30 protein-coding genes and 1 pseudogene are annotated in these 26,318 nt (G+C 62.8%); 29 read left to right on the top strand and 2 right to left on the bottom strand.

Annotated features, from left to right (window positions below; genetic code table 11):
* Nucleotides 1-55 precede the first annotated feature (55 nt).
* The 3 genes from Q0094_RS09005 (at nt 56) to Q0094_RS09015 (ending at nt 2,520) form a co-directional block, all read left to right on the top strand.
* Entirely contained in the window at nt 56-1,603 is a 1,548-nt protein-coding gene (locus tag Q0094_RS09005; protein WP_297618062.1) for an AMP-binding protein, read from the top strand.
* A 165-nt stretch (nt 1,604-1,768) separates the two neighbouring features.
* Nucleotides 1,769-2,293 (top strand): hypothetical protein, encoded by a 525-nt coding sequence (locus Q0094_RS09010; RefSeq protein ID WP_297618065.1) that lies wholly within the window; start codon nt 1,769-1,771, stop codon nt 2,291-2,293.
* Nucleotides 2,293-2,520, top strand: a complete 228-nt coding sequence (locus Q0094_RS09015; protein WP_297618069.1) for a hypothetical protein — start codon at nt 2,293-2,295, stop codon at nt 2,518-2,520. The genes Q0094_RS09010 and Q0094_RS09015 overlap by 1 nt, the downstream gene beginning before the upstream one ends.
* A gap of 6 nt (nt 2,521-2,526) precedes the next feature.
* Here the strand turns inward: Q0094_RS09015 and Q0094_RS09020 are convergent, their stop codons facing one another.
* Together Q0094_RS09020 and Q0094_RS09025 are read right to left on the bottom strand one after the other, a co-directional pair.
* Nucleotides 2,527-3,306, bottom strand: a complete 780-nt coding sequence (locus tag Q0094_RS09020) for an FkbM family methyltransferase (protein WP_297618072.1) — start codon at nt 3,304-3,306, stop codon at nt 2,527-2,529.
* An 88-nt stretch (nt 3,307-3,394) separates the two neighbouring features.
* Nucleotides 3,395-3,952, bottom strand: a complete 558-nt coding sequence (locus Q0094_RS09025; RefSeq protein WP_297618077.1) for a hypothetical protein — start codon at nt 3,950-3,952, stop codon at nt 3,395-3,397.
* 240 nt (nt 3,953-4,192) lie between these two features.
* Between Q0094_RS09025 and Q0094_RS09030 the strand changes: the two genes are divergently transcribed.
* From Q0094_RS09030 to Q0094_RS09155, 26 genes and pseudogenes are all read left to right on the top strand, one after another.
* Nucleotides 4,193-4,558: an NADH-quinone oxidoreductase subunit A gene (locus Q0094_RS09030; RefSeq protein WP_297618081.1), complete on the top strand. Its 366-nt coding sequence runs from the start codon at nt 4,193-4,195 to the stop codon at nt 4,556-4,558.
* Complete coding sequence (locus tag Q0094_RS09035) at nt 4,558-5,082, top strand: NADH-quinone oxidoreductase subunit B family protein (RefSeq protein WP_297618263.1); 525 nt, start codon at nt 4,558-4,560, stop codon at nt 5,080-5,082. The genes Q0094_RS09030 and Q0094_RS09035 overlap by 1 nt, the downstream gene beginning before the upstream one ends.
* Nucleotides 5,083-5,115: 33 nt before the next feature.
* On the top strand, nt 5,116-5,730 hold the full coding sequence (locus Q0094_RS09040; RefSeq protein ID WP_297618085.1) for an NADH-quinone oxidoreductase subunit C: 615 nt from the start codon (nt 5,116-5,118) through the stop codon (nt 5,728-5,730).
* 115 nt (nt 5,731-5,845) lie between these two features.
* The gene (locus tag Q0094_RS09045; protein ID WP_297618088.1) at nt 5,846-6,223 is read left to right on the top strand and encodes a nuclear transport factor 2 family protein; all 378 of its coding nucleotides are present in this window, start codon (nt 5,846-5,848) and stop codon (nt 6,221-6,223) included.
* Nucleotides 6,224-6,235: 12 nt separating this feature from the next.
* Nucleotides 6,236-7,459, top strand: a complete 1,224-nt coding sequence (locus Q0094_RS09050; RefSeq protein WP_297618091.1) for an NADH-quinone oxidoreductase subunit D — start codon at nt 6,236-6,238, stop codon at nt 7,457-7,459.
* Between the two features lie 93 nt (nt 7,460-7,552).
* Nucleotides 7,553-8,251: pseudogene (gene nuoE / locus Q0094_RS09055) on the top strand (NADH-quinone oxidoreductase subunit NuoE); the annotation flags it as partial.
* A gap of 184 nt (nt 8,252-8,435) precedes the next feature.
* Nucleotides 8,436-8,687 (top strand): hypothetical protein, encoded by a 252-nt coding sequence (locus tag Q0094_RS09060; RefSeq protein WP_297618094.1) that lies wholly within the window; start codon nt 8,436-8,438, stop codon nt 8,685-8,687.
* A 70-nt stretch (nt 8,688-8,757) separates the two neighbouring features.
* Entirely contained in the window at nt 8,758-9,342 is a 585-nt protein-coding gene (locus Q0094_RS09065; RefSeq protein ID WP_297618097.1) for a hypothetical protein, read from the top strand.
* Between the two features lie 148 nt (nt 9,343-9,490).
* Nucleotides 9,491-9,736: a DUF5337 domain-containing protein gene (locus tag Q0094_RS09070; protein ID WP_297618100.1), complete on the top strand. Its 246-nt coding sequence runs from the start codon at nt 9,491-9,493 to the stop codon at nt 9,734-9,736.
* A gap of 54 nt (nt 9,737-9,790) precedes the next feature.
* Nucleotides 9,791-11,086 carry an NADH-quinone oxidoreductase subunit NuoF gene (gene nuoF, locus Q0094_RS09075; protein WP_297618102.1) on the top strand — a complete coding sequence of 432 codons (1,296 nt, stop codon included), beginning with the start codon at nt 9,791-9,793 and terminating at the stop codon, nt 11,084-11,086.
* A 44-nt stretch (nt 11,087-11,130) separates the two neighbouring features.
* Nucleotides 11,131-11,403, top strand: coding sequence for a hypothetical protein (locus tag Q0094_RS09080; protein ID WP_297618105.1), 273 nt, complete (start codon nt 11,131-11,133; stop codon nt 11,401-11,403).
* Between the two features lie 104 nt (nt 11,404-11,507).
* Nucleotides 11,508-11,852: a hypothetical protein gene (locus Q0094_RS09085; RefSeq protein ID WP_297618108.1), complete on the top strand. Its 345-nt coding sequence runs from the start codon at nt 11,508-11,510 to the stop codon at nt 11,850-11,852.
* Between the two features lie 179 nt (nt 11,853-12,031).
* On the top strand, nt 12,032-12,466 hold the full coding sequence (locus tag Q0094_RS09090; RefSeq protein WP_297618111.1) for a DUF5333 domain-containing protein: 435 nt from the start codon (nt 12,032-12,034) through the stop codon (nt 12,464-12,466).
* Between the two features lie 84 nt (nt 12,467-12,550).
* Entirely contained in the window at nt 12,551-14,572 is a 2,022-nt protein-coding gene (gene nuoG / locus Q0094_RS09095) for an NADH-quinone oxidoreductase subunit NuoG (RefSeq protein WP_297618114.1), read from the top strand.
* A 35-nt stretch (nt 14,573-14,607) separates the two neighbouring features.
* On the top strand, nt 14,608-14,985 hold the full coding sequence (locus Q0094_RS09100) for a hypothetical protein (RefSeq protein ID WP_297618116.1): 378 nt from the start codon (nt 14,608-14,610) through the stop codon (nt 14,983-14,985).
* A 10-nt stretch (nt 14,986-14,995) separates the two neighbouring features.
* Complete coding sequence (nuoH, locus tag Q0094_RS09105; protein WP_297618119.1) at nt 14,996-16,033, top strand: NADH-quinone oxidoreductase subunit NuoH; 1,038 nt, start codon at nt 14,996-14,998, stop codon at nt 16,031-16,033.
* Nucleotide 16,034: 1 nt separating this feature from the next.
* A complete protein-coding gene (gene nuoI, locus Q0094_RS09110; protein ID WP_297618122.1) occupies nt 16,035-16,529 on the top strand; it encodes an NADH-quinone oxidoreductase subunit NuoI in 495 nt (164 codons plus the stop codon).
* Nucleotides 16,526-16,942 (top strand): carboxymuconolactone decarboxylase family protein, encoded by a 417-nt coding sequence (locus tag Q0094_RS09115; RefSeq protein WP_297618125.1) that lies wholly within the window; start codon nt 16,526-16,528, stop codon nt 16,940-16,942. Before nuoI ends, Q0094_RS09115 begins: the two co-directional genes overlap by 4 nt.
* Before the next feature lies 1 nt (nt 16,943).
* The gene (locus Q0094_RS09120) at nt 16,944-17,558 is read left to right on the top strand and encodes an NADH-quinone oxidoreductase subunit J (RefSeq protein WP_297618129.1); all 615 of its coding nucleotides are present in this window, start codon (nt 16,944-16,946) and stop codon (nt 17,556-17,558) included.
* A gap of 133 nt (nt 17,559-17,691) precedes the next feature.
* Nucleotides 17,692-18,000 (top strand): NADH-quinone oxidoreductase subunit NuoK, encoded by a 309-nt coding sequence (nuoK, locus tag Q0094_RS09125; protein WP_297618131.1) that lies wholly within the window; start codon nt 17,692-17,694, stop codon nt 17,998-18,000.
* Between the two features lie 5 nt (nt 18,001-18,005).
* Nucleotides 18,006-20,090, top strand: a complete 2,085-nt coding sequence (gene nuoL, locus Q0094_RS09130) for an NADH-quinone oxidoreductase subunit L (RefSeq protein WP_297618133.1) — start codon at nt 18,006-18,008, stop codon at nt 20,088-20,090.
* Between the two features lie 10 nt (nt 20,091-20,100).
* The gene (locus Q0094_RS09135; protein ID WP_297618136.1) at nt 20,101-21,645 is read left to right on the top strand and encodes an NADH-quinone oxidoreductase subunit M; all 1,545 of its coding nucleotides are present in this window, start codon (nt 20,101-20,103) and stop codon (nt 21,643-21,645) included.
* A gap of 9 nt (nt 21,646-21,654) precedes the next feature.
* Complete coding sequence (gene nuoN, locus Q0094_RS09140; RefSeq protein ID WP_297618139.1) at nt 21,655-23,103, top strand: NADH-quinone oxidoreductase subunit NuoN; 1,449 nt, start codon at nt 21,655-21,657, stop codon at nt 23,101-23,103.
* Nucleotides 23,093-23,854: a biotin--[acetyl-CoA-carboxylase] ligase gene (locus tag Q0094_RS09145; protein ID WP_297618142.1), complete on the top strand. Its 762-nt coding sequence runs from the start codon at nt 23,093-23,095 to the stop codon at nt 23,852-23,854. Before nuoN ends, Q0094_RS09145 begins: the two co-directional genes overlap by 11 nt.
* An 11-nt stretch (nt 23,855-23,865) precedes the next feature.
* The gene (locus tag Q0094_RS09150) at nt 23,866-24,645 is read left to right on the top strand and encodes a type III pantothenate kinase (RefSeq protein WP_297618145.1); all 780 of its coding nucleotides are present in this window, start codon (nt 23,866-23,868) and stop codon (nt 24,643-24,645) included.
* Nucleotides 24,642-26,318, top strand: coding sequence for a ribonuclease J (locus tag Q0094_RS09155; protein WP_297618148.1), 1,677 nt, complete (start codon nt 24,642-24,644; stop codon nt 26,316-26,318). Before Q0094_RS09150 ends, Q0094_RS09155 begins: the two co-directional genes overlap by 4 nt.

Below are 26,318 nucleotides of genomic sequence, written 5' to 3' on the forward strand. Positions count from 1 at the left end.
GGCGCGGGTGTCGCCGCGGCAAGCAGGCTGCCGTGCGCAAGCGGAGGGACAGGCAATGACCGGCTATCGCAACCTCAATGGCGCGATCGAGGTTGAAGACATCTCGATCACGCAAAAGCTGTTTCAGGGGCTTTTGGGGCGCGAGGATGCGATTGCCATCATCGACGGGCCGACCGGTGCCGCGCTGACGGCGGGGGTGCTGATCGACCGGATCCGGCGGCTGGCGGGCGGGCTGACCGAGCGCGGTGTGTTGCCCGGTGGCACGGTGGCGATCCTTGCGCCCAACATGCCCGACTATCCGGTGGTCTTTCATGCCGTGGCATGGGGTGGTGGAACGGTGACGACCATCAACCCCAGCTACACCGCCCCCGAGATCGCCCATCAACTGGCCGACGCGGGCGCTGTGATGCTGGTCACCACACCGGCCTTTGCCGCGGTCGCGCGCTTGGCCGCGCAGGGCACGGGCGTGCGCGATGTGGTGGTCATCGGCGGGCAGGACGGCCTGACGCTCGAGGATGTCATGGGGCGCCCCCTGATGGAACAAGCCCCCATCGACCCGACACGCCATGTTGTGGTCTTGCCCTATTCCTCGGGCACGACGGGGCGGCCCAAGGGTGTGATGCTCAGCCATCGCAATCTGGTCGCCAATGTCACACAAGCCGGGGCGGTGGCACAGATCACGCCCGAGGATGTGGCCATCGCCTTTTTGCCGTTCTTTCACATCTACGGCATGACGGTCTTGATGAACCTGTTCTTGCAGCAAAAGGCGCGGCTGGTGACGATGCCGCGCTTTGATCTGGAACAGTTCCTCGGGCTGATCGAGACGCATCGCGCCACGCGGCTCTACATCGTGCCGCCGGTGGCGCTGGCGCTTGCCAAGCACCCGCTGGTTGATCGGTTCGATGTCTCATCGGTGGTCGAGATCTTTTCGGGGGCCGCCCCCCTTGGGCCCGAGACGGAACAGGCCGTGGGCGCACGCTTTGGGGCGCGCGCGGTGCAGGGCTATGGCATGACCGAAATGAGCCCGATTTCGCACATGTCCGCGCCCGGTCACATGCGCCAGGGCAGCAGCGGGCGCGCCGTGCCCCTGACCGAGTGCCGCATCATCGACCCCGCCACGCTTGCCGATCTGCCGCCGGGCAGCGAGGGGGAATTGTGGGTGCGCGGGCCGCAAGTGATGTTGGGCTATCTCAACAACCCACACGCCACCTCCGAAAGCCTGACGCCCGAGGGATGGTTGCGCACGGGCGATCTGGCCGTCATCGATGAGGATGGCTTCATGTTCATCCGCGATCGGCTGAAGGAGCTGATCAAGGTCAAGGGCTTTCAGGTCGCCCCGGCCGAGGTGGAGGCGGCCCTTTGCGCCCATCCCGGGGTGGTCGATGCCGCCGTCGTGGGCCGACCCGACCCGGAGGCGGGCGAGCGGCCCGTGGCCTTTGTCGTGCGCGCGGCGGGGGCAGAACCGGGCGAGACAGAGTTGCAGGCCCATCTCGCAGGCTGCCTTGCGCATTACAAGCACCCCGCCGAATATCGCTTTGTCGCAAGCGTGCCCAAAAGCGCGTCGGGCAAGATCCTGAGGCGGGAGTTGCGGGCGGGGCTGTAAGGCTGACGTCAGGCGGGCCTGCACGCTTTTGCAATTATGTCTCTGCACACAATGGTGCGGCGCGTCCCGGCAGTCGGTTGACGCGGCGTGGCGGCGATGCTTTGCTATGCTCCGAAGCCAGAACCTTCCCCTCAAAAGAAAAGGCTGCAACCGCTTGAGGCAGAAATGAAACTGGATTTGCGCGAGCTTCCGGCGATGGTCGTGTCCCTGCCCGCGGAAACCCGCCGCCGCGCGCATGTCACCGATCATTTCGGAGCGCTGGGCATTTCGTTCGAGTTCATCGACGGCGTAGTGGGCGAGCGCAAGATCCGCAATGTCGCCATCGCCCATCGCAACGCTTTCGACGCCGCCAAGGGCCTGCCTTTCATGGTCTTCGAGGATGATGTGGTCTTTTGCGGCAAGGATCTGGTGCTTAGGGATGTGCCAGAAGACGCGGATATCGTCTATCTTGGCAAGAACGACGACGGCTGTCTGCCGAACGTACCGGAATATTCCGACAGATTCGGCCATCGCTCGCTGGCAAACCTAGCGCTGGCCAGCCGGCATGATGCCAGCTGGCTGCGGCTGCATTCAATGGTATCGGCCCATGCCATCCTGATCATCAGCGAGCGTGGAAACCGGGAATTCCGTGAGGCGCAGCGGATATCGAAGAACCGGATACGCCACTCGACGTGCGCTATGCCTATCTGATGCCAAGGTTGAACGTCTACACGCCGTACCTTCCGCTGTTCATCGAAAACCCGGCGCTGCAACCCGCGCAAAAGGCGACGGGGCGGCGCGTGAACATCACGCATGGTGCCTTGCCGCAGGCCAAGCTGGGCGATGTGCGCCATACGCACAAGCGTGGCGAACCCCTGAGCGTTCAGGTCGTAGAGACCGCGGCCGGACGGCTGGAATGGGATCTGATCGAGATCTGAGGCCGATCAGGCGATCAGCACCTCGAGCGGAAAGCGGTGTTCGCTCCGCAGCGCCTGTTCGACGGCCGCCTTGTCCGCCAGATCCGGGCTGGTGAAACGCAGGGTCCTTTTGTCGGGGAGCGCGGCGAGACTGGCCATGTGCCTGTCGACGTAAGGCGTTTGCCAGTCGTAATCAGCCCGTTTGCGGTGGCCGAGCGCCTTTTGCAGGTTTTTGGGATGAAAGGAGATATAGGCTGTTACATGCGGCTCTGCGAGGAGCTGGGCGATATGCGGCACAAGGTCGTATTCGCCACCCTCGATGTCGATCTTGAGAAATATTGGTTGGCCGGGGGTCGCGTGGGTTTTCAGCACGGTCTCGAGACGAGTTGTTTCCACCTCCCAACTTGTCCGTCGATCAGCGAAAAGCGCACTCGAGCGGCTGTCGCCCCCCGCCCGCTGACTGCCGAGGCGGAAGGGTTCGCCATTGGCTGAAATCGCGGTCTGGCAGATCTTCAGGCGGTGGGCCCAATCCGCGCCACGGTTCAGCTCAAGGTTTCGCGACAGACGTTCGAAGGCCACGGGGTCGGGTTCAAAGGCCACGACCTGCGCCGCGTTGTGCGCGGCATAAAGTGATGTCGGGCCGATCCAGGCGCCGATGTCGAGCATCAGCGTGTCGGGCGTGATATGGGCATCGAAGATATCGAAGGTTTCCGCTTCCCACGTGCCGCCGACGACCTTGGCCCAGAACTGTTCATATGGAGAAGGATCGACGGAAAACGTCGCACCGCGTATGGTCACCACCTGCATTCTTCACCTGCCCGCTGCCCTTGGCCCCGGCGCCCAGCATAGCATGGGGCGCCGGTCCGAGGAAGCCGCGGGGCCGCGCGTGTGCGCCTCACTGTACGCGGCGCGCCATCATCTCATGCACGGCCGCCATGCCGCGATCGACCATGGCTGTGACCTCGGCGGCATGGGTGTGCAGCGCCGCCACCAGCTCTGGGTCGTCCGTGGTCTGGATGACCACGACGCCCGCTTCGGTGATCTCGATGCTGGTGTTCAGCCTGTCGCCGCGCGCAAAGAAAATGTCGAGCGTGGGGCTTTGGATGAAGATCTGCGGGTCGCGCCCTTGTTCGACGCGTCCGATCATGCCGGCCACGTGCGAGATCAATGCCTCCATCACCTGTGGATCCTCGGACGCGGTCACGGTGCGGATACCATCGGGCAGGTTTTCGACCGTTCGGGTGATCGCCGTGAAGTTCTGGAACATCACCGCCAATTCCGCGCTTTCCTCGGGCGTGGCATCAAGCCCGCGCAGACCCGGCATATTGGCCATGTCATGCCCCATCATCCCGCCCGCGCCGTGCTGGTGCAGCCCATGGCCATGGCCCGCCATCTGGGCCAGCGCCCCGCCTTGCCAGGCCCAGACCACGGTCGCACCAAGGGCGGCGAGCAAGGAAAGCGCGAGACGTCCGGGGATCGGCATCGGTTAACCCACCTCATGATGATTGCCATTGTTATCTATCCCATGGCGGTGCCCCACGTCCATGACGGATCGGCCCGCTCCCCGATTTGCCGCACCCCGCCCGGTTGACCCCTTGCGGCATGGGGCGTAAATCAGCACCCAACGACCGGACCAACCGGGGGTCACCCCCCGCCTGAGCAGACCACCGCAAGGACGAGCCAAGGGATACCCATGACCGCGCTCATGTCAGATTATGCCCCGATCCTGATCTTTCTGGCGCTTGCCATCGGGCTGGGGCTTGTGCTGATTGTCGCCGCTCTGGTCGTCGCCGTGAACAACCCCGATCCCGAAAAGCTGTCGGCCTATGAATGCGGGTTCAATGCCTTTGACGACGCCCGGATGAAATTCGACGTGCGCTTTTACCTCGTGTCGATCCTGTTCATCATCTTTGATCTGGAAATCGCCTTTCTGTTCCCCTGGGCCGTGGCTTTTCCGGGCCTGAGCGATCTGGCGTTCTGGTCTATGATGGTGTTTCTCGGCGTGCTGACCGTGGGCTTTGCCTATGAATGGAAGAAAGGCGCGCTGGAATGGGAGTGATGACAGGCACCAATACCGCAGGTCCCGACCCCGAGGCCGCCACCGCCGCCTTGAACCGCAACCTGCAAGACAAGGGGTTCTTGCTGACCTCGACCGAGGACATCATCAATTGGGCGCGCACCGGCAGCCTGCATTGGATGACATTCGGGCTGGCCTGTTGTGCGGTCGAGATGATGCACACCTCGATGCCGCGCTATGACGCCGAACGCTTTGGCATCGCGCCCCGCGCCAGCCCGCGGCAGTCGGATGTCATGATCGTGGCGGGCACCTTGACCAACAAGATGGCACCCGCCTTGCGCAAGGTCTATGACCAGATGCCCGAGCCGCGCTATGTGATCTCGATGGGCTCCTGCGCCAATGGTGGCGGCTATTACCACTACAGCTATTCAGTGGTGCGCGGGTGTGACCGGATCGTGCCGGTGGACATCTACGTGCCGGGCTGCCCGCCGACAGCCGAGGCGCTGCTCTATGGCATATTGCAGTTGCAGCGAAAGATCCGCCGCACAGGCACCATCACGCGCTGACGCGCCGCGCGCCCTGCGCGAAGGAGACGACAGATGAGCGTCGAGGCTCTCAAGGAACTGGCCGCCCATATCGCCGAACGCAAACCCGATGCGGTGATCGCCACCCATGTCTCGGCCCATGGCGAGCTGAGCGTGCACATCACGCCCACAGCGGTGCTGGAGATGGTCGAATGGCTCAGGCAAGACCCGACTTGCCGGTTCGCCACCCTTCTGGACATCACCGCCGTCGATTGGCCCGAGCGTGATCACCGCTTCGATGTGGTGTGGCATTTCCTGAGCATGTATCAAAACCATCGCATCCGGGTGATCTGTGCCCTCCGCGAGGATCAGGTGCTGCCCTCGGTCACGTCGGTCTTTCCCGGGGCCGGCTGGTACGAGCGCGAGGTCTACGACATGTTCGGCATCCTTTTCACCGGGCATGCCGATCTGCGGCGCATCCTGACCGATTACGGCTTTCGCGGGCATCCCTTGCGCAAGGATTTCCCGACCTCGGGCTATACCGAAGTGCGCTATGACGAAAAACTCAAGCGCGTGGTCTATGAACCGGTCAAGCTGGTGCAGGAATACCGGCAGTTCGATTTCATGAGCCCTTGGGAAGGGGCCGATTACGTGCTTCCGGGGGACGAAAAGGCGAATGCCAAGAAGTGATGCAGACGGCAGCCGGACATGATAGCGTCCAGCCTGCGATGAGGTCGGTCGGAATTGTCTGGTCGACGGTGCCGGCGGGTCGCCGGGCAAAAGATGGCTTCAGGGAGCAGATGACATGAGCGGCAGCATCAAGGTCCACATGGAAATCCTCGAACAGGCGCGGGCCTATTGCGAGGCGGTGTGGTATGCGCGCACCGAGGTTTTCGAGCAGATGTGCCACGAGCGCTTTGCCATGAACCTGATCGAACCCGAAGGCCCGACCTATTGGGACAAGGCATCCTTCATCGAGCGCGTGCGCGCCCGCGCACCGGCCGAGGGGCCTGCCTCCTACGAGGTGCTCGACATCGACGTGATGGGCGACCAGATCGCGCGCGTGCATCTGACGGTCGATATTCCCGGCACGCGGTTCGAGGATCACCTGGGCTTCGTGAACATGGACGGCTCGTGGAAATTGCTGACCAAGGTCTTCCGCATCAAGGCCCGTCTGGGCTAGGGACAAGCTGACATGATGGACGGTGCCAAGGGATTTCAGGACGCTCTCACCGGCGAACAGAAGATCCGCAACTTCAACATCAACTTCGGGCCCCAGCACCCGGCGGCGCATGGCGTGCTGCGCCTTGTGCTGGAGCTTGACGGCGAGATCTGCGAACGTTGCGACCCGCATATCGGGCTGTTGCATCGCGGCACCGAAAAGCTGATGGAAAGCCGCACCTATCTGCAGAACCTGCCCTATTTCGACCGGCTCGACTATGTGGGCACGATGAACCAGGAACATGCCTGGGTTCTGGCGATCGAGCGGCTGACGGGCACCCCCGTGCCGCGCCGCGCACAGGTGATCCGTGTGCTGTATTGCGAGATCGGGCGCATCCTGAACCATCTGCTCAACGTCACCACACAGGCGATGGATGTGGGCGCGCTGACCCCGCCCTTGTGGGGGTTCGAGGAACGCGAAAAGCTGATGATCTTTTACGAACGCGCCTGCGGGGCGCGGCTGCATGCGGCCTATTTCCGCCCCGGCGGCGTGCATCAGGATCTGCCGCCTGCCTTGATCGACGACATCGACGCCTGGGCCGATGCCTTTCCCGGGGCGCTTGATGATATCGACACATTGCTGACGGAAAACCGCATCTTCAAGCAGCGCAATGTCGATATTGGCGTCGTGACCGAACAAGACATTCAAGATTGGGGCTTTACGGGCGTGATGGCGCGCGGATCGGGGCTCGCTTGGGATTTGCGGCGCGCGCAACCCTATGAATGCTATGATGAATTCGCCTTCCAAATCCCGGTCGGCACCAATGGCGACAATTTCGACCGCTATCTTTGCCGCATGGCCGAGATGCGGGAATCGACCTCGATCATCAAGCAGGCCTGCGCCAAGCTGCGCGCACCTGAAAATCAGGGCCCGGTGATGACGCGCGGCAAGATCAGCCCACCCAAGCGGTCCGAGATGAAAACCTCGATGGAGGCGCTCATCCATCACTTCAAGCTCTACACCGAAGGCTTCCACGTGCCCGCAGGTCAGATTTATGCCGCGGTCGAGGCGCCCAAGGGCGAGTTTGGCGTCTATCTGGTGGCCGACGGCACCAACAAACCCTACCGCGCGAAACTGCGCGCGCCGGGCTATGCGCATCTTCAGGCGATGGATCACCTGTGCCGCGGCCACCAGCTGGCGGATGTCTCGGCCATTCTGGGCTCGCTCGATATCGTGTTTGGCGAGGTGGACCGCTAACGCGATCTGCCATCTTTGCTTTGAAAATACTCCCGCCGGAGGCTCCGCAGGGTCAACCCGCGCCCCGGCAGACAGATCGAGGAACCGTTCCAGATGCTTCGCCGCCTTCACCCCGACCAGCCCGCCAGCTTTGCCTTCACGCCCGCCAATCAGGCCTGGGCCGAGGCGCAGATCACCAAATACCCCCAAGGGCGGCAGGCCAGCGCCATCATCCCGCTGTTGTGGCGCGCGCAGGAACAGGAAGGCTGGCTGACCCGTCCCGCGATCGAGCATGTGGCCGACATGCTGGGTCTTGCCCATATTCGCGCGCTCGAGGTGGCGACCTTCTACTTCATGTTCCAGCTTGCCCCCGTGGGCTCGGTCGCCCATGTCCAGATCTGTGGCACGCTGTCGTGCATGATCTGTGGCGCCGAGGATCTGATCGCGGTCTGCCGCGACAAGATCGCGCCCAAGGCGCATGCGCTGTCAGCCGATGGCAAGTTCAGCTGGGAAGAGGTCGAATGCCTTGGCGCTTGCGCGAATGCGCCGATGGCCCAGATCGGCAAGGACTACTACGAGGATCTGACCGCCGCGCGGTTGGCCGAGATCATCGACGAGATGGCGGCGGGCCGCGTGCCGACCCCCGGCCCCCAGAACGGGCGTTACGCCGCCGAACCCAAGGGCGGCCCCAGCACGCTCAGGGATCATGTGGCCGACCGCGATCCGCTCAATGCGTCGGCCCGGCGCGCGGTTGATCTAGGCGACACGATCAAGCGCATTGATGGCAGCGAATTGCCGCTTTTGGCGCCTTGGGGGCGGCAATCCGGTGGCTAAGCCGCCATCCTGACCGACACGCAAGCGGGACGGATCACGGGCCATGTCGTCTGACACCCCATAGCTTGCCCATCAGGCGCGAAAATGTCGCGCCCGATGGGCTCGAAACCCGGGCGTGCTCGTCTAGCTCGCCACCTGATAATCAGCATTGGAGCAGATAAGAATGGCTGAAATGACAACAAGCTACCGCTTGGGTGCGGTCATTGTCGTGTGGACGGTCGCCGCGATCCTTGGATTGACGGTGGCGTTGTTCGCGGTGGGTTTTCTGGGGCTTTGGGTGGCCGTGGGCGCCTTTGCGGGTCTGGGCACCGTGCTTGTCTCGGGCTGGATCGGCCAGATCGCTTTTGCAACCGATTTTGACGCGCTGATCGCAAAGCGCGCCGAACAGGCCCGCGCGCGCGACACCACGACCTGAAGAGGCACGCCAAACGCATCTCCCCGCGTTGAAATCACGACAGGTTTGACGATGAACGGGGGGATCGATCATGAACGCGACAACGGCGGGATCGATCAATCCTATGTTTGTCTGGGCCATGGCCTCGATGGCGGGGGTGCTTGCCATGGCCGCGCTCGTGATGCTGGGCGACAGGCGCGTGATGCAGGCGCTGTTTGCGGTGGCGGTCATCTTTCTGGCGCTGGGCCTGCCGTTGTCGATCTTGTTTCCGAACCCGTTGCCCGGCCCGCAAAGGCCGCGATCACCGGGCTGGGACATGGGCGCGCCAACGCCGCGCGCAGCAGCGCCCAAGACCGTGGCCACCAGCCCGGCGGCATCTGTCACGGTGCAACCGGCCGCGACGATTGCCAGCCAAGGCGCAACAGCGCCTGGCGCCTCGCCGGTTGCGGCTGGCCCGGGCACGCGCCCCTCTGGCCTTGATGCCCCGCGCGCGGGCGGGTCGGATGATCTTGCACGCATCAAGGGGGCGGGCCAAAACTGGAAAAACTGTGCCATTCCCTCGGGTTTTACCATTTCGACCAGATCGCGGTCTGGACCCCCGACGAAATCGCGTGGGTCGATCAGAACCTCGAAGGGTTCAAGCGCCGGGTCGTGCGCGATCACTGGGCCGCACTAGCCCGGCAATTGGCCAAAGGCGGCTGACGCGGCTTGGCCCGCAACAGGCACAAGCCACAAAGCGCGGGGCGCGTGCGGGGCCGGGGGATTGCCTTGGCGCCTCGTCTTCCGTTAGGGCTAGGTGCGCTCATGTCTTGCCGTTGGTCATCATGCCCCCGTCACCCGAACACAGCCAGATCGAACGCCGCCGCCGCGGTCAGATCCGGCTTGCCGCCAGTGTCATGGCTGCCACCATGGTGATCTGGATGGGCGCCAGTTTTCTGGGCGGCCGTCTTGGCCTGCATCCGCGCTTTGCCTTTCTGGTCGACCTTGCGGCGATTGCCGCACTGGTCTGGGCGCTGATTGTGACGTATTGGGTTTGGAAAGCGCGCCGCGACGACGCCGCAGAGCGCTGACGCCACAAGGCAGGCCCGCCAGACCCGGGTCAGGACAGATGTGAGAGACGCCAGATGCTTCAGGACAAGGACCGGATCTTTACCAATATCTACGGCATGCATGACCGTACGCTGAAGGGCGCGCGGGCGCGCGGTCATTGGGATGGCACCAAGGACATCATCGCCTTGGGCCGTGACAAGATCGTCGAGATCATGAAGGCAAGCGGTTTGCGCGGGCGCGGCGGGGCGGGCTTTCCCACCGGGCTCAAATGGTCCTTCATGCCAAAGGAAAGCGACGGGCGGCCGAGCTATCTGGTGGTCAATGCCGACGAAAGCGAACCGGGCACCTGCAAGGACCGGGAGATCATGCGCAATGATCCCCATACGCTGATCGAGGGCTGCCTGATCGCGGGCTTCGCGATGAACGCGCATGCCTGCTACATCTATATTCGCGGCGAATACATCCGCGAGCGCGAGGCGCTGCAGGCCGCCATCGACGAATGCTATGATGCGGGGCTTTTGGGCAAGAACGCCGCCCGATCGGGCTGGGATTTCGATCTGTACCTGCATCATGGGGCGGGCGCCTATATCTGTGGCGAAGAAACCGCGCTTCTGGAAAGCCTTGAGGGGCGCAAGGGCATGCCACGCATGAAGCCGCCCTTTCCCGCGGGTTCCGGGCTTTATGGCTGTCCCACCACGGTGAATAACGTCGAATCGATCGCCGTGGCCCCCACGATTTTGCGCCGGGGCGCGGAATGGTTCGCGGGCTTTGGCCGCCCGAACAACGCAGGCACCAAGCTTTTTGCCATTTCGGGCCATGTGAACGCCCCTTGCGTCGTCGAGGAAGCGATGAGCATCCCCTTTGACGAGTTGATCGAGCGGCATTGCGGCGGCATTCGCGGCGGTTGGGACAATCTCAAGGCGGTCATCCCCGGCGGCTCGTCGGTGCCGGTCTTGCCCGCGGCTGTCATGCGCGAAGGCGCGATCATGGATTTCGACTGGCTGCGCGAACAGCGATCGGGGCTGGGCACGGCGGCGGTGATCGTGATGGATCAGTCCACCGACATGATCAAGGCGATCTGGCGGCTGTCCAAGTTCTACAAGCATGAAAGCTGCGGCCAATGCACGCCCTGCCGCGAAGGCACGGGCTGGATGATGCGGGTCATGGGGCGTTTGGTAAAGGGCGAGGCGCAGGTCGCGGAAATCGACATGCTGCTTGATGTCACCAAACAGGTCGAGGGTCACACCATCTGTGCCTTGGGCGATGCGGCGGCCTGGCCCATTCAGGGGTTGATCCGCCATTTCCGCCACGAGATCGAAGACCGTATCCGCATTCGGCGCGATGGGTCGGTCGGGATCGCGGCGGAGTGACGGCGGGCGCCGGGCGGCAGGCGTCGGGTTTGGCGGCGGCATGCATGGCGGTTTTTCTGTCCGCCTGTGCGTCGGAGCCGCCGCTTTTCGTGGTGACGCAAACAGCCATGCCCGATGCCGCAGCCTTGCCCGCGTTGGTGGTGCGCCGCAGCACGGGTGCGCCATTGCTTCGCGAGGATTGGGTCGCGGCGGAAGCGGCCGCGCGCGCCCATTGTGCGGTGCAATCCATGACCTACGCCCGATTGCCGCCGTCACCGGACTACACGCAGATGCGGCTTGAAGGGGGCGCGTTCGCGTTCGTGGCGCGCTGCGTGTGACGTGCAGCCACCGCCTTGGGGCAGGTGCTTGACGCCTATCCCCGGATCGGCGAGACCAAAGCGGGCGGTGTTGCGTGATGCCCCTGCTGGCAAAGGGAACGGCCATGACACTCAAAAGCGTGCGCCCGGCGATTGCGGTCGGTTTGGTTCTCGGGCTCGCGGCCTGTGCGGCTTTGCCCGATCGCGGCCCGCGCGCCGCAGGTCTGCCCTATGACGCGCGCCTCGACACGGGCGAGTCCTGGCGCGATATCACCGTTCTGGTGCGCGCGCCCGGTGCCAGCTTGGCCGAGGCGCGTGAAAGCGCCCGTTACGAGGCCACGCGCCATTGCCTTGATCGCAGCGGCTTTTCGGCGGTCGATTGGGTGATCGATGCCGCGACAGGCGACTGGGCCGTTGCGCGCAGCCCGGCGGACGAGCCGATCGTGACAGGGCGCTGTGTCGGGCGGTAAGCGGGCCCCGCATTGATTGCACATCTTTTTCAAGATCGCTGATCTTGCAGGCCTGATATGCGCGGCAAAGCTGGGTGATTGGCCGCGCAAGCGTTGCCGCGCGTGACGATGACCTTGCGCTAGGGCAGGGTGCGGTCCCATCTGTAGAGGCAGATCACAGCCCCAAGGGTGTCACGATGATGAAGGCTACAGCACGGATCATTGCGGTTTTTCTCTGGGTGATGGCTTTTGGCCTGTTCATGTCGGTAGGCGCCGCGCGCGCGGATCGGTTTGACCCCCTGCGCGATGACGCGCGGCTGCACAATGGGCTGTTGGTGATCACCATCGGGCGCCATATCGAGCGCCGCTGCCCGACCATCGAGCGGCGCAAATTTGTCGCCAACGGCTATCTCCTGGGATTGGCCCGACATGCCATGTCGCTGGGCTTCAGCCGGGCCGAGGTTACCGCTTATGTCGAAGACGACACCGAACAAGAGCGCTACATCGCGCTGGCCCGCCGCTATTTCGCCGAACGCGGTGTTCTGAGCGATGGCGACGTCGAAGGGGCCTGTCGCGTGGGCCGCGACGAAATCGCCGCGGGATCGCCCATTGGCAGACTGCTTCGCGGGGGCTAAAAGCGGGCCAATCGCGACAGCGTCGGGTGGGATCGTCTGGACCCGATCCCAAAACCGCCCGCGCCCGAGGAAGGACCGCACCCCATGAGCGACCTGCGCAAGATCATCATCGACGGCCATGAAATCGCGGTCGATCCCGCGATGACGCTGATTCAGGCCTGTGAGCAGGCTGGGATCGAGATTCCACGCTTTTGCTATCACGAACGCCTGTCGATCGCGGGCAATTGCCGGATGTGTCTGGTCGAGGTGGTGGGCGGCCCGCCGAAACCCGCCGCGTCTTGCGCGATGCAGGTGCGCGATCTGCGCCCCGGCCCGGATGGTCAGCCGCCCGTCGTCAAGACCAATTCACCGATGGTGAAAAAGGCCCGCGAAGGCGTGATGGAGTTCTTGCTGATCAACCATCCGCTGGATTGTCCGATCTGCGATCAGGGCGGCGAATGCGATCTGCAAGATCAGGCGATGGCCTATGGCGTCGATTTTTCGCGCTACCGCGAACCCAAGCGCGCCTCGGACAACATGGATCTGGGCCCCTTGGTCAAGACCGAGATGACGCGCTGCATTTCCTGCACGCGCTGTGTGCGCTTCATCACCGAGGTGGGCGGCGTGCCCGAAATGGGCCAGACCGGCCGCGGCGAGGATGCCGAGATCACCAGCTATCTGGGCGCATCGCTGGTGTCCGAGTTGCAGGGCAATATCGTCGATCTGTGCCCTGTGGGCGCGCTGACATCGAAACCCTATGCCTTTACCGCCCGGCCGTGGGAGCTGACCAAGACCGAATCCATCGATGTGATGGACGCGCTGGGCAGCAATATCCGCATCGACACCAAGGGGCGCGAAGTCATGCGCATCTTGCCGCGCAACCATGACGGCGTGAACGAGGAATGGCTGAGCGACAAATCCCGCTATGTCTGGGATGGGCTTAGGCGTCAGCGCCTCGACAAGCCTTATATCCGCGACAACGGCAAGCTGCGCCCGGCCACCTGGCCCGAGGCGCTGAGCCTGGCCGCCGACAGGATCAAGGGCGCGCGAAAGCTGGCTGGTCTGGTGGGCGATCTGGCCCCGGTGGAAGCCGCCTTCGCGCTGAAGGCACTGGTCGAAGGGCGGGGCGGGGCGGTCGAATGCCGCATCGATGGCACCAAACTGCCCGCGGGCAACCGGGCGGCCTATGTCGGCACCGCCACGATCGAGGATATCGACACGGCAAAGGCGATCTTGCTCATCGGCACCAACCCCCGCGCCGAGGCGCCGGTTCTCAATGCCCGCATCCGCAAGGCATGGGCGCGCGGCGCGCGCGTTTCGCTGATCGGCGCGGCGGTGGACCTGACCTATGATTACGCCCATCTGGGCACCGACCGCGCGGCGCTGGCCGGCCAAATCGGTATGGCGCATACCACGGCCGCTGATCTGGACAGCATCGTGATCGTGGGTCAGGGCGCCCTGCGCGAGGCCGATGGTGCGGCCGTGCTGGCCCATGCGATGCAGATCGCGGCCGAAAGCCGGTCGGGCCTTCTCATCCTTCACACGGCCGCCGCCCGCGTGGGTGCGATGGATGTGGGGGCGGTGACCGAGGGCGGGCTTGCTGCGGCGGTCGACGGCGCGGATGTGATCTGGTCGCTCGGCGCCGACGAGGTCGACATCGCCCCGGGGCCCTTCGTGATCTATCAGGGCAGCCATGGCGACCGCGGCGCGCATCGTGCCGATCTGATCTTGCCCTGCGCCGCATGGACCGAGGAACAGGGTCTGTTCGTCAACACCGAAGGCCGCCCGCAACTGGCACAGCGCGCGGGTTTCCCGCCCGGCGAGGCCAAGGAAAACTGGGCCATCATCCGCGCCCTTTCGGCCCAGATCGGGGCCGCGCAACCTTGGAATTCGCTGGCCCAGTTGCGCCAGGCAATGGTCGCGGCCGCGCCACATCTTGCGCTGATCGACGCGGTGCCGGAAAACACAGGCGAGGCGCTGCCGCTGGGCACGTTGGGCGCTGCGGCTTTTGTCACCGCGGTGGCGGATCATTTCCTGACCAACCCGATCAGCCGCGCGTCGGCCTTGATGGCTGATTTGTCAGCCCGGGCCAAGGCACGGTCCGACAGCAAGATCGCGGCAGAGTAATAATGGGCAGGCAAGGCGGGTCTGGCGCGTTTGCCATGGGTGTCGCGGTGGTCTTTCTGGCGGGGTGCCAATCGGCCGATGACGCGGGCGCGCAAAACGCCCCGCCCCCCCGGTTCGACGGGGTGGCAACCCGATTGCTGGACAATGATCTGGTCAATTTTCAAGTGCGCCTGTCGAGGGCCGCCACCCGCGACGACGTGGCCGCTTACGCGCGGTGCGCGGCTGCGCAATACGCGCTGATCCGTGGCTTTGGCTTTGCGCGACATGTCCGCACAACCGTGCAGGAACAGGGTGGCGTTTGGGTCGGAGATGCGGTTTACACCATCTCGCCGGCGCTCCCGCGGGGGCTTTTGACACTCGACGCCGAAGTTGTGGCGGCCGCATGCGCCGAGCAGGGGATACCGACGGTTTAAGGGACGACCCATGGACGGCTTCTTTTCGACCACGCTGGGCCTGATGACGATCATGGCGGCACAAAGCCTGCTGGTGATCGGTTTTGTCATGGTCAGCCTGTTGTTCCTTGTCTACGGCGACCGCAAGATCTGGGCGGCCGTGATGATGCGGCGCGGCCCCAATGTGGTGGGCCCGTTTGGCCTGTTGCAGACGGTGGCCGACGCGCTGAAATACGTCGTCAAAGAGGTGGTGATCCCCGCCGGTGCCGACAGGCCCGTGTTCTTGATGGCGCCCATGACCAGCTTTGTTCTGGCCATCCTGGCTTGGGCGGTCATTCCCTTCAACGACACATGGGTTCTGGCCGATATCAATGTGGCCATCCTCTATGTGTTCGCGATGTCCTCGCTCGAGGTTTACGGCGTGATCATGGGGGGGTGGGCGTCGAACTCGAAATACCCGTTCCTTGGGTCGCTGCGGTCCGCGGCACAGATGATTTCCTATGAGGTGTCGATCGGCCTGATCATCATCGGGGTGATCATCTCGACCGGGTCGCTCAATTTCGGCGCGATCGTGGGCGCGCAGGATACCCAGTATGGCCTCTTTGGCTGGTATTGGCTGCCGCATCTGCCGATGGTGTTCTTGTTCTTCATCAGCGCTTTGGCCGAAACGAACCGCCCGCCCTTCGATCTGCCCGAGGCGGAATCAGAACTGGTTGCGGGCTATCAGGTGGAATATTCCTCGACGCCGTTCCTGCTGTTCATGGCGGGCGAATACATCGCCATCTTCCTGATGTGTGCCCTGATCACGCTGTTGTTCTTTGGCGGCTGGCTCAGCCCGTTCCCCTTCATCCCCGACAGCCCGTTGTGGATGATCGCCAAGATGGCGTTTTTCTTCTTTCTCTTCGCGATGGTGAAGGCGATCGTGCCGCGCTACCGCTACGATCAACTGATGCGGCTGGGCTGGAAGGTGTTCTTGCCGATGTCGCTGGGCTGGGTCGTTCTGGTGGCCTTTTTCGCGAAATTCGAACTTTTCGGTGGCGCTTATGCCCGCTGGGCGATCGGAGGCTGAGATGACCCAGATCGACTGGACCCGCGCGACGAAGTATTTCCTGCTTGGCGATATCTGGGCCGGGTTCCGGCTTGGGATGAAATATTTCTTCGCCCCGAAGGTCACGGTGAACTATCCGCATGAAAAAGGCCCGCTGTCGCCGCGGTTCCGCGGCGAGCATGCGCTGCGCCGCTATCCCAACGGCGAAGAACGCTGCATCGCCTGCAAGCTCTGCGAGGCGATCTGTCCCGCTCAGGCCATCACCATCGATGCCGAACCGCGCGAAGACGGCTCGCGCCGCACCACGCGCTATGACATCGACATGACGAAATGCATCTATTGCGGGTTCTGCCAGGAGGCCTGCCCGGTTGATGCCATCGTCGAAGGGCCGAATTTCGAATTCGCCACCGAGACCCGCGAAGAGCTTTTCTATGACAAGGAAAAGCTGCTGGCCAACGGGGAGCGTTGGGAATCGGCCATTGCCCGCAATCTTGAACTGGATGCGCCCTACAGATGAGCGATACGCCACAAAACCCGCTTGAGGCGTTGATGCGCCAGACCCAAGAGATGACCGAGGCTTGGACCAGGGCGCTCAACCCGGCGATGGGCGGCTTCAACCCCGCGCAGATGGACAAGCTCTGGCCGACTGTCCCTGCCGAGATGCTGGAGGCGTTCTTTGGCAAGCAATTCAACCCCGAGGGGCTGGATGCCAAAACCCGGCTGTTGCTGACGCTCTTGGGTCTGACGGTGCAAGGCGCGGTCGCCGAAGCCCAGATCAGGCTGACGGTGCGCCATGCCGTCGAAGCGGGCGCCACCAAGCAGGAGGTCGCCGAAACCATCGGGATCGCCGCATTGTTCGGCGGTGTGCCTGCGATGACCAAGGCCATGGACCTTGCCACCGAGGCATTGGACGGCACACAGGAGCGCTGAGATGACCATGGGTGATGCCATCTTTTACCTGTTCACCCTGTCGCTCCTGACGGGTGGGCTCTTGACCGTGATGGCGCGCAATCCGGTCCATTCGGTGCTGTGGCTGATCCTTGCGTTTTTGTCGGCGGCGGGCCTGTTCGTTCTGATCGGCGCGGAATTCGTCGCCATGCTGCTCATCATCGTCTATGTCGGCGCCGTGGCGGTTTTGTTTCTTTTCGTGGTGATGATGCTCGACATCGATTTTGCGGCGCTGAAGGCCGAAATGGCCCGCTATATGCCCTTGGGCGCGCTGATCGGCGTGGTCTTGTTGATGCAGTTGGGGCTGGCCTTTGGCGTGTGGGAGTTTTCGGCCGGTGTCGACAGCCGGCTTGGCAACCCCATTCCGCCATTGAGTGAGGCGCATAATACCCAAGCCCTGGGGCTGATCCTTTACGATCGCTATGTGCTTTTGTTTCAGGTGTCGGGTCTGATCTTGCTGGTCGCGATGATCGGGGCAATCGTGCTGACCTTGCGCCATCGGACAGATGTGAAGCGCCAGAATGTCGTGGCGCAGATGATGCGCGATCCAGCCAAGGCAATCGAGATGAAGGACGTCAAACCGGGACAGGGTTTGTGAGATTTTGACACGATTATTCGTACGAATAATCGCATGATGCGAATTTTCGTACGAAAATTCGAGCAAGGCCATGATCGGACATGGCACGAATTGGAAGGCCAAGCAGGGCGCAGATGCCTTGCGGAGGGACGAGATGACGATCGGACTTGAACATTATCTGACGGTTGCCGCCGCGCTTTTCGTGATCGGCATCTTCGGCATCTTTCTCAACCGCAAGAATGTGATCGTCATCTTGATGTCGATCGAACTGGTGCTGTTGTCGGTCAATATCAATCTGGTCGCCTTTTCGGCCTATCTGGGCGACCTGACGGGTCAGGTCTTTACCTTGTTCGTCCTGACCGTCGCCGCCGCCGAGGCCGCGATTGGTCTGGCCATCCTTGTCTGCTTCTTCCGCAACCGCGGCACGATCGCGGTCGAAGATGTCTCGAATATGAAGGGCTGAGGCACATGGAAACGATCCTCCTTTTTGCCCCCCTTGTTGGTGCGCTGATCGCGGGCTTTGGCTGGCGGATCATCGGGGAAACCGGCGCGCAGGTCGTGGCGACGGGCATGCTGTTTTTGTCGTGCCTTCTGTCTTGGGTGATTTTCCTGGGTTTTGACGGCACGACCCATACCCACAGCCTGTTTACCTGGATCGAAAGCGGCACACTGTTCACCGACTGGGCGATCCGGATCGACCGGCTGACGGCGATCATGCTGATCGTGATCACCAGCGTTTCCGCGCTCGTGCATCTGTATTCCTTTGGCTACATGGCGCATGACGACAACTTCAGGCATGGCGAAAGCTACCGGCCGCGGTTCTTTGCCTATCTGTCGTTCTTCACCTTTGCCATGCTGATGCTGGTGACCGCCGATAACCTGTTGCAGCTGTTTTTCGGCTGGGAAGGGGTCGGCGTGGCCTCCTACCTCTTGATCGGCTTCTACTACCGCAAGCCGTCGGCGGGGGCGGCCGCGATGAAGGCCTTCATCGTCAACCGGGTTGGCGATTTCGGTTTTCTCTTGGGGATCTTCGCCCTGTTCTGGCTGTCGGATTCGATCCAGTTCGACGTCATCTTGCCGATGGGCGCCGAATTCGGGCAGATGAAGATCAGCTTCCTGGGGATGGAGCTGAACGCGGCCAATACCATTGCGATGCTCTTGTTCATTGGCGCGATGGGCAAATCGGCACAGCTGTTCTTGCACACATGGCTGCCAGACGCGATGGAGGGGCCGACGCCGGTGTCGGCGCTGATCCACGCCGCCACGATGGTCACGGCGGGCGTGTTTCTGGTCTGCCGCATGTCGCCCCTGATGGAATATGCGCCTTTTGCCACCAATTTCATCATCGTGATGGGGGCCGCGACCGCCTTTTTCGCCGCGACGGTCGGCTTGGTTCAAAACGACATCAAGCGTGTGATCGCCTATTCGACCTGTTCACAGTTGGGCTACATGTTCGTGGCCGCCGGTGTCGGCGTCTATTCGGTCGCGATGTTTCACCTGTTCACGCATGCTTTCTTCAAGGCGATGCTGTTTCTGGGCGCGGGCAGCGTCATCCATGCGATGCATCACGAGCAGGACATGCGCCATTACGGGGGCTTGCGCAAAAAGATCCCCTATACCTTTGCCGCCATGATGATCGGCACGCTGGCGATCACGGGGGTGGGTGTTCCCACCACCTATGTCGGCTTTGCGGGCTTTTTCTCAAAGGATGCGGTGGTCGAGTCTGCTTATGCTTTCGGCGGGCAGTTGGGCCAATATGCGTTCTGGGCGCTGATCCTTGCCGCCGTTTTCACCAGCTTTTACAGCTGGCGGCTGATGTTCCTGACCTTTTTCGGCGCGCCGCGCGGCAACAAGCACACCCATGAGCACGCTCATGAAAGCCCATGGACGATGTTGGTGCCTTTGGGCGTGCTGGCAGTGGGCGCGGTGTTTTCGGGCGTGGTGTGGTACAATTCCTTTTTCGGCAAGACCGATGCGGTCGGCCGCTTTTTCGGCGTCCCTTATGAGGTTGCCGAGAGCCACGGCGAAAGCGATGCGGCCCATGGCACTGATGCCAAGCCCGAAGGCAAGGGCTATGCCCATTACAATCTGGTCGGCGCCCCCGGCGAGGGCGCAATCCATGCGGCGGCCGACAACACCATCCTCAACGATGCCCATGAAGTGCCCAAATGGGTCAAGTGGAGCCCGTTTTTTGCCATGATCCTTGGGCTGGTCACCGCCTATTGGTTCTATATCGTCAACCCGTCCTTGCCGCGGCGTCTGGCCGAAAACCAGCGCTACCTCTACCAGTTCCTGCTGAACAAATGGTATTTCGACGAGGTCTATGACTTTGTGTTCCTGCGCCCGGCCGGGTGGCTTGGCCGCTTTTTGTGGAAGCGCGGCGATGGCGCGGTGATCGACGGCGGGATCAACGGGCTGGCGCTTGGCCTTATTCCCTTGATCACGCGCCTCGCGGGTCGGGCGCAATCTGGCTACATCTTTACCTATGCCTTCGCGATGGTGCTGGGGATTGTCGTGCTCGTCACTTGGGTGACGTTGCGGGCGGCCGGCTGAGGAACGACCCATGGACAACCTGCTTTCCATCGTCACCTTCCTGCCGCTTGTGGCGGCGCTGATCCTGGGCGTGTTCCTGCGCGGCGAAGATGCGGCCGCCCAGCTTAACGCCAAGCGGCTTGCCCTGGCGGCCACCAGTGCAACCTTTCTGATCTCGCTGGCGCTATGGGTGGAATTCGACCCCAGCGACACCGGCTTTCAACTGGTCGAGCAAACCGATTGGCTGTTCGGCCTGACCTACAAGGTGGGCGTTGACGGTATCAGCGTGCTGTTCGTGCTGCTGACCACGTTTCTCATGCCGATCACCATCGCGTCGTGCTGGGGCGTCACGCACCGCGTCAAGGAATACATGATCGCCTTGCTGGTGCTCGAAACGCTGATGATCGGCGTGTTCGTGGCGCTCGATCTGGTGCTGTTCTACCTGTTCTTCGAGGCGGGCCTGATCCCGATGTTCCTGATCATCGGCATCTGGGGCGGCAAGGATCGCATCTATGCGGCTTTCAAGTTCTTTCTCTACACCTTCCTTGGCTCGGTGCTGATGCTGGTGGCCATGATCGCGATGTATGTCGATGCCGGCACGACCGACATCGTGGCGCTTTTGGACCATGAATTCGCTGCCGGTCCGGTCAATCTGATGGGCTGGCAGGTTGCGGGCGGCATGCAGATGCTGTTGTGGCTGGCCTTTTTCGCCAGCTTCGCGGTCAAGATGCCGATGTGGCCGGTTCATACCTGGTTGCCCGATGCGCATGTTCAGGCACCCACTGCCGGGTCCGTCGTGCTGGCCGCGATCTTGCTGAAGATGGGCGGTTACGGCTTTTTGCGCTTTTCGCTCCCCATGTTCCCGGTTGCCTCTGACATCATGGCACCGCTGGTCTTGTGGCTGTCGGTCATTGCCATCATCTACACCAGCCTTGTGGCGATGGTGCAGGAGGACATGAAAAAGCTGATCGCCTATTCCTCGGTGGCGCATATGGGCTTTGTCACCATGGGTATTTTCGCCGCCAACCAGCAGGGCGTGGATGGGGCGATTTTCCAGATGATCAGCCATGGCTTCATCTCGGGCGCCTTGTTCCTGTGCGTCGGCGTGATCTATGACCGGATGCACACCCGCGATATCGACGCCTATGGCGGGCTTGTGGTGCGCATGCCCGCCTATGCCGCCATCTTCATGCTGTTCACCATGGCCAATGTGGGTCTGCCCGGAACATCGGGCTTTGTGGGCGAATTCCTGACGCTGATCGGTGTGTTTCAGGTCAACACATGGGTGGGTGTTCTGGCCGCTACGGGCGTGATCTTGTCGGCGGCTTACGCGCTGTGGCTGTACCGCCGGGTGGTGTTTGGCGATCTGATCAAGGAAAGCCTGAAATCCATCACCGACATGACGCGCCGCGAAAAGGCGATCTTTGCGCCGCTGGTGGTCATGACCCTGCTTCTGGGCGTCTATCCCAGCCTTGTGACCGACATGATCGGCCCTTCGGTCGAGGCGCTTGTTTCCACCTATGATCTCGCTCTGGCGGCCCATGCCGCCGATGCGATGGTCGCGGCCAATGATTGAGGTGATCCGATGACCGGCGCAGATTTTGCCATCCTGATCCCCGAGATCGTGCTGTCCCTATTTGCGATGGCTGCATTGATGGGCGCTGTCTACACGTCCAAGGACGGGCTTGCGCCCGCATTGACGACCGGCACGGCGCTGGTCTTTGTCGTGATGGCCCTTTACATCGGCATCGGCGCGGATGGAACGCGCGTGGCATTTGGCGGCATGTTCGTCGATGATGCCTTTGCCCGCTTTGCCAAGATCACGATCCTGCTGTCGGCGGCGGCGGTTCTGCTGATCGGCCGTGACTACATGGAAAAGGCCGATATCCTGCGCTTTGAATATCCGGTTCTGGTCACGCTGGCGGTGATCGGGATGATGGTGATGGTTTCGGCGGGCGATCTGATCGCGCTTTACATGGGGCTCGAACTGCAATCGCTGGCGCTTTACGTCATCGCGTCCTTGCGGCGCGACAGCGTCCGCTCGACCGAGGCGGGGTTGAAGTATTTCATTCTGGGCGCGCTGTCGTCGGGGCTTTTGCTCTATGGCGCGTCGCTGACCTATGGCTATGCGGGCACCACGCTGTTTTCGGGCATCATCGAGACCGCGACCGCGGGCGAGATGCCCCTGGGCCTGTTGTTCGGTCTGGTCTTCGTGATGGCGGGGCTGGCCTTCAAGGTGTCGGCCGCGCCCTTCCACATGTGGACGCCCGATGTCTACGAGGGCGCACCCACCCCCATCACGGCCCTTTTCGCCACCGCCCCCAAGGTCGCGGCGATGGCGCTGTTTGCGCGGGTCGTTCATGATGCATTCGGCGCTGCTGTGGGCGATTGGCAACAGATCGTGGCCTTTCTGGCCGTGCTCTCGATGTTTGTGGGCGCCGTTGCCGCGATCGGCCAGACCGATATCAAGCGGCTCATGGCCTATTCCTCGATCAGCCACATGGGCTTTGCGCTGATGGGGCTGGCGGCGGGCACCGAACAGGGTGTGACCGCCATGCTGATCTACATGGCGATCTATGTCACGATGAACATCGGCACCTTTGCCTTTATCCTCAGCATGGAGAAAGACGGCCGACCGGTCACGGACATCAGCGCGCTGTCATCCTTTGCCAGCCGCGAAGGGGCCAAGGCGCTGGCGCTCTTGGTCTTGATGTTCAGCCTTGCGGGCGTGCCGCCGCTGGTGGGCTTTTTCGGCAAATACGCTGTCTTGTGGGCCGCGGTCGAGGCGGGCATGGCGTGGTTGGCCATCGCGGGTGTGATCGCCTCGGTGATCGGGGCCTATTACTACCTGCGCATCGTCTATCTGATGTATTTCGGGCAAGATCGCGCGGGGCTCGATGGCCGGATGGGCGTGGCGCAATATGCAGGCCTCATGGCGATGGCGGCACTGATCGCGCTGGCGTGGCTGCCCGGTGTCAATCTTCTTGGGCTGGAAGGGATGGCCGCACAGGCCGCCGGAACGCTTGTCCGCTGAGCTTGCCCGTTGGCCCGAAGGGGTGGGCCGTGTGATCTTGCCCACCACCGACAGCACCATGGCCGAGGCCGCGCGACAGGCCCCGCATCTGCCCGGCCCAACATGGATATGCGCCTTGGCGCAGACCGCTGGTCGGGGGCGGCGCGGGCGGGAATGGAAGATGCCGTCTGGCAATTTCGCAGCATCGCTCGTGATGCAGCCCCAAGGGGGGGCAGCACAGGCCGCGCTCCGGTCGTTTGTGGCCGCCCTTGCGCTGCGGGATGCGCTGGGCGCGGTCATGGGCCGGCCCGAAGGGCTGGCGCTGAAATGGCCCAATGATGTGCTATTGAATGGGGGCAAGGTTGCGGGCATCTTGCTGGAAAGCGTCGGACAGGGGGCGCGCATCGACAGGCTGATCATCGGCGTCGGTGTCAATCTGGCATCCGCCCCCGATCCCGCAACGCTCGCGCCGGATGCTGTGCGGCCCGTCAGCCTGTTGGGGGAAACCGGCGTTGCGATCGTTCCCGAGGATTTCCTGACCCATCTGGCGCATGGCTTTGCGCGCTGGGAACAGGGCTTTGCCACCTATGGGTTCGGCCCGATCCGCACCGCATGGTTGCGCGATGCGGCCCGGATCGGACAGATCATCACCGCACGCACGACCCGCGATGCGGTCACGGGCACCTTCGTCGACGTGGACATGGAGGGGCATCTTGTGCTGGAAACACCTACAGGCCGCCAGATCATCGCGGCGGCTGATATCTTTTTCTAACGGGGGCGGGCATGCTGCTCTGCATCGACTGCGGCAATACCAACACGGTTTTCAGCGTCTGGGATGGCGCGCGCTTCTTGTGCACCCTGCGCACCGCGACCGATCATCAGCGCACGGCCGATCAATACTATGTCTGGTTCTCGACGCTGATGGCCCATCACGCAATCCCGATCGACATCGATCAGGTGATCTTGTCCTCGACCGTGCCGCGGGTGGTGTTCAACCTGCGGGTTCTGTGCGACCGCTATTTCAATTGCCGCCCGCTGGTGGTGGGCAAGCCCGAATGCCTGTTGCCGCACCCGCCCCGCGTGGATGCCGGCACGCAAGTTGGCCCCGACCGGCTGGTCAACACGGCGGGCGCCTATCAGCGTCATGGCGGCGATCTGATCGTGGTCGATTTCGGTACGGCCACGACATTCGACGTGGTGGCCCATGACGGGGCCTATGTGGGCGGCGTGATCGCGCCGGGTGTGAACCTGAGCCTCGAGGCGCTGCACCACGCCGCCGCCGCCCTGCCGCATGTCGATGTGACCAAGCCGCAGCGGGTCATCGGCACGAATACGGTTGCTTGCATGCAGTCAGGTGTGTTCTGGGGGTATGTGGGGCTTGTGCGCGGGGTGTGTGACCGAATTCGCGCCGAACATGAGCGGCCCATGCGCATCATCGGGACTGGCGGGCTTGCCTCGTTGTTCTCGCAAGGTGATGTGCTGTTTGACCGGATCGAGGATGATCTGACCATGCATGGCCTGACGGTCATTCACCAATACAACAAGGATCAAGGCACCATATGACTGATCGGAACCGGCTGATCTACCTCCCCCTTGGTGGCGCGGGGGAGATCGGCGTGAATTGCTACGTCTATGGCTATGGGCCCATTGATCAGGAACGGCTGATCGTGGTCGATCTGGGCGTGGGCTTTCCCGACATGGATGGCCAGCCCGGCGTCGATCTGATCTTGCCCGACATCGCGTGGCTCGAGGCGCGGCGCGACCGGATCGAGGCGATCTTCATCACCCACGCCCATGAAGACCATGTGGGCGCGGTGGGCCATTTGTGGTCGCGCCTGCGCGCCCCGGTACATTGCCGGGCCTTCACCGCCATTCATGCGCGGCGCAAGCTCGACGATGCCGGGCAATCCACCGAATCGGTGCAGGTGGCGCCGGTCTGGCCCGGTACGGTCAAGGCCGGACCCTTCACGGTGCAATTCGCCCCGGTCAGCCATTCGATCCCCGAAGCCTCGGCGCTGGTGATCGACACGCCGGCGGGCCGCATCGTGCATTCGGGCGATTTCAAGATCGACCGCGCCCCGATCGTGGGCGAAGCCTTTGACGAGGATCTTTGGCGCCAGATCGGCCAGGATGGCGTGCTGGCCTATATCTGCGATTCGACCAATGTCTTTACCCGCCACCCCGGCCGCTCGGAAAGCCAGTTGCCCGAACCCATCGGGGAATTGATCGCGGGTGCCAAGGGGCTGGTCGTGGCCACCACCTTTGCCTCCAATATCGCACGGCTGAAAACGCTGGCTGATGCGGGTGTGGCCAATGGGCGGTCCATCTGTCTGATGGGGCGCGCGATGAAGCGGATGGTCAGCGCCGGCGAAGAGGCGGGCGTGCTCAGGGGCTTTCCCCGCACGCTCAGCCCCGAAGACGCGCTTGATGTCGCGCGCGAGAACCTGATGCTGATCGTGACCGGTTCACAGGGTGAACGCCGCGCGGCGTCGGCCTCGCTGGGGCGCGGCAGCTATCTGGGCCATGAGATGAAAGAGGGGGACATGTTCCTGTTCTCCTCCAAGACCATTCCGGGCAACGAAGTGCCGGTCAGCCGCATCAAGAACGCGCTGGCCGAAAAGGGCGTGGATGTGATCGATGACAGCCATGGGTTTTACCATGTCTCGGGCCATGCCAACCGCCCCGATCTGGAAGCGATGCACGACATCTTGCGTCCCAAGATCCTGATCCCCTGCCATGGCGAATACCGCCACCTGCGTGAACATGCGCAGTTGGCCCTGTCCAAGGGCATGTCGGGGATCGTGGCGGCCAACGGGTCGATGGTCGAACTGTCGGGCAACGCGCCGCGCATCGTCGAATACATCGAGGTGACCAAGACCTATCTGGATGGCACGGCCTTTGTGGGTGCGCTCGACGGGGTGATCCGTGACCGCATGAAGCTGGCGCTCAATGGCCTGGTGGCGGTGGCCGTGATCGTCGATGAGGATGATGTCTTGATCGAAGACAGCTGGGTTGCGCTGCGCGGTCTGCCCGAGGTGTCGGGCAAGGGCGCCGATCTGGCCCAGACGATCGAGGATGAGCTGGCCCGCGCCATGCCGCGCTTCGATGCCAGGACGGTCAATGATGACGACCGTCTGGAGGAAGCGATCCGGCGTTCCGTGCGCAACCTGTGCCTGATCGAAATCGGCAAGAAGCCCGAGGTGACGGTGCTGATCCAGCGTTTGATGGCGGCCTGA

This window comes from uncultured Roseicyclus sp., assembly GCF_937892565.1.
Lineage (GTDB): Bacteria > Pseudomonadota > Alphaproteobacteria > Rhodobacterales > Rhodobacteraceae > Roseicyclus.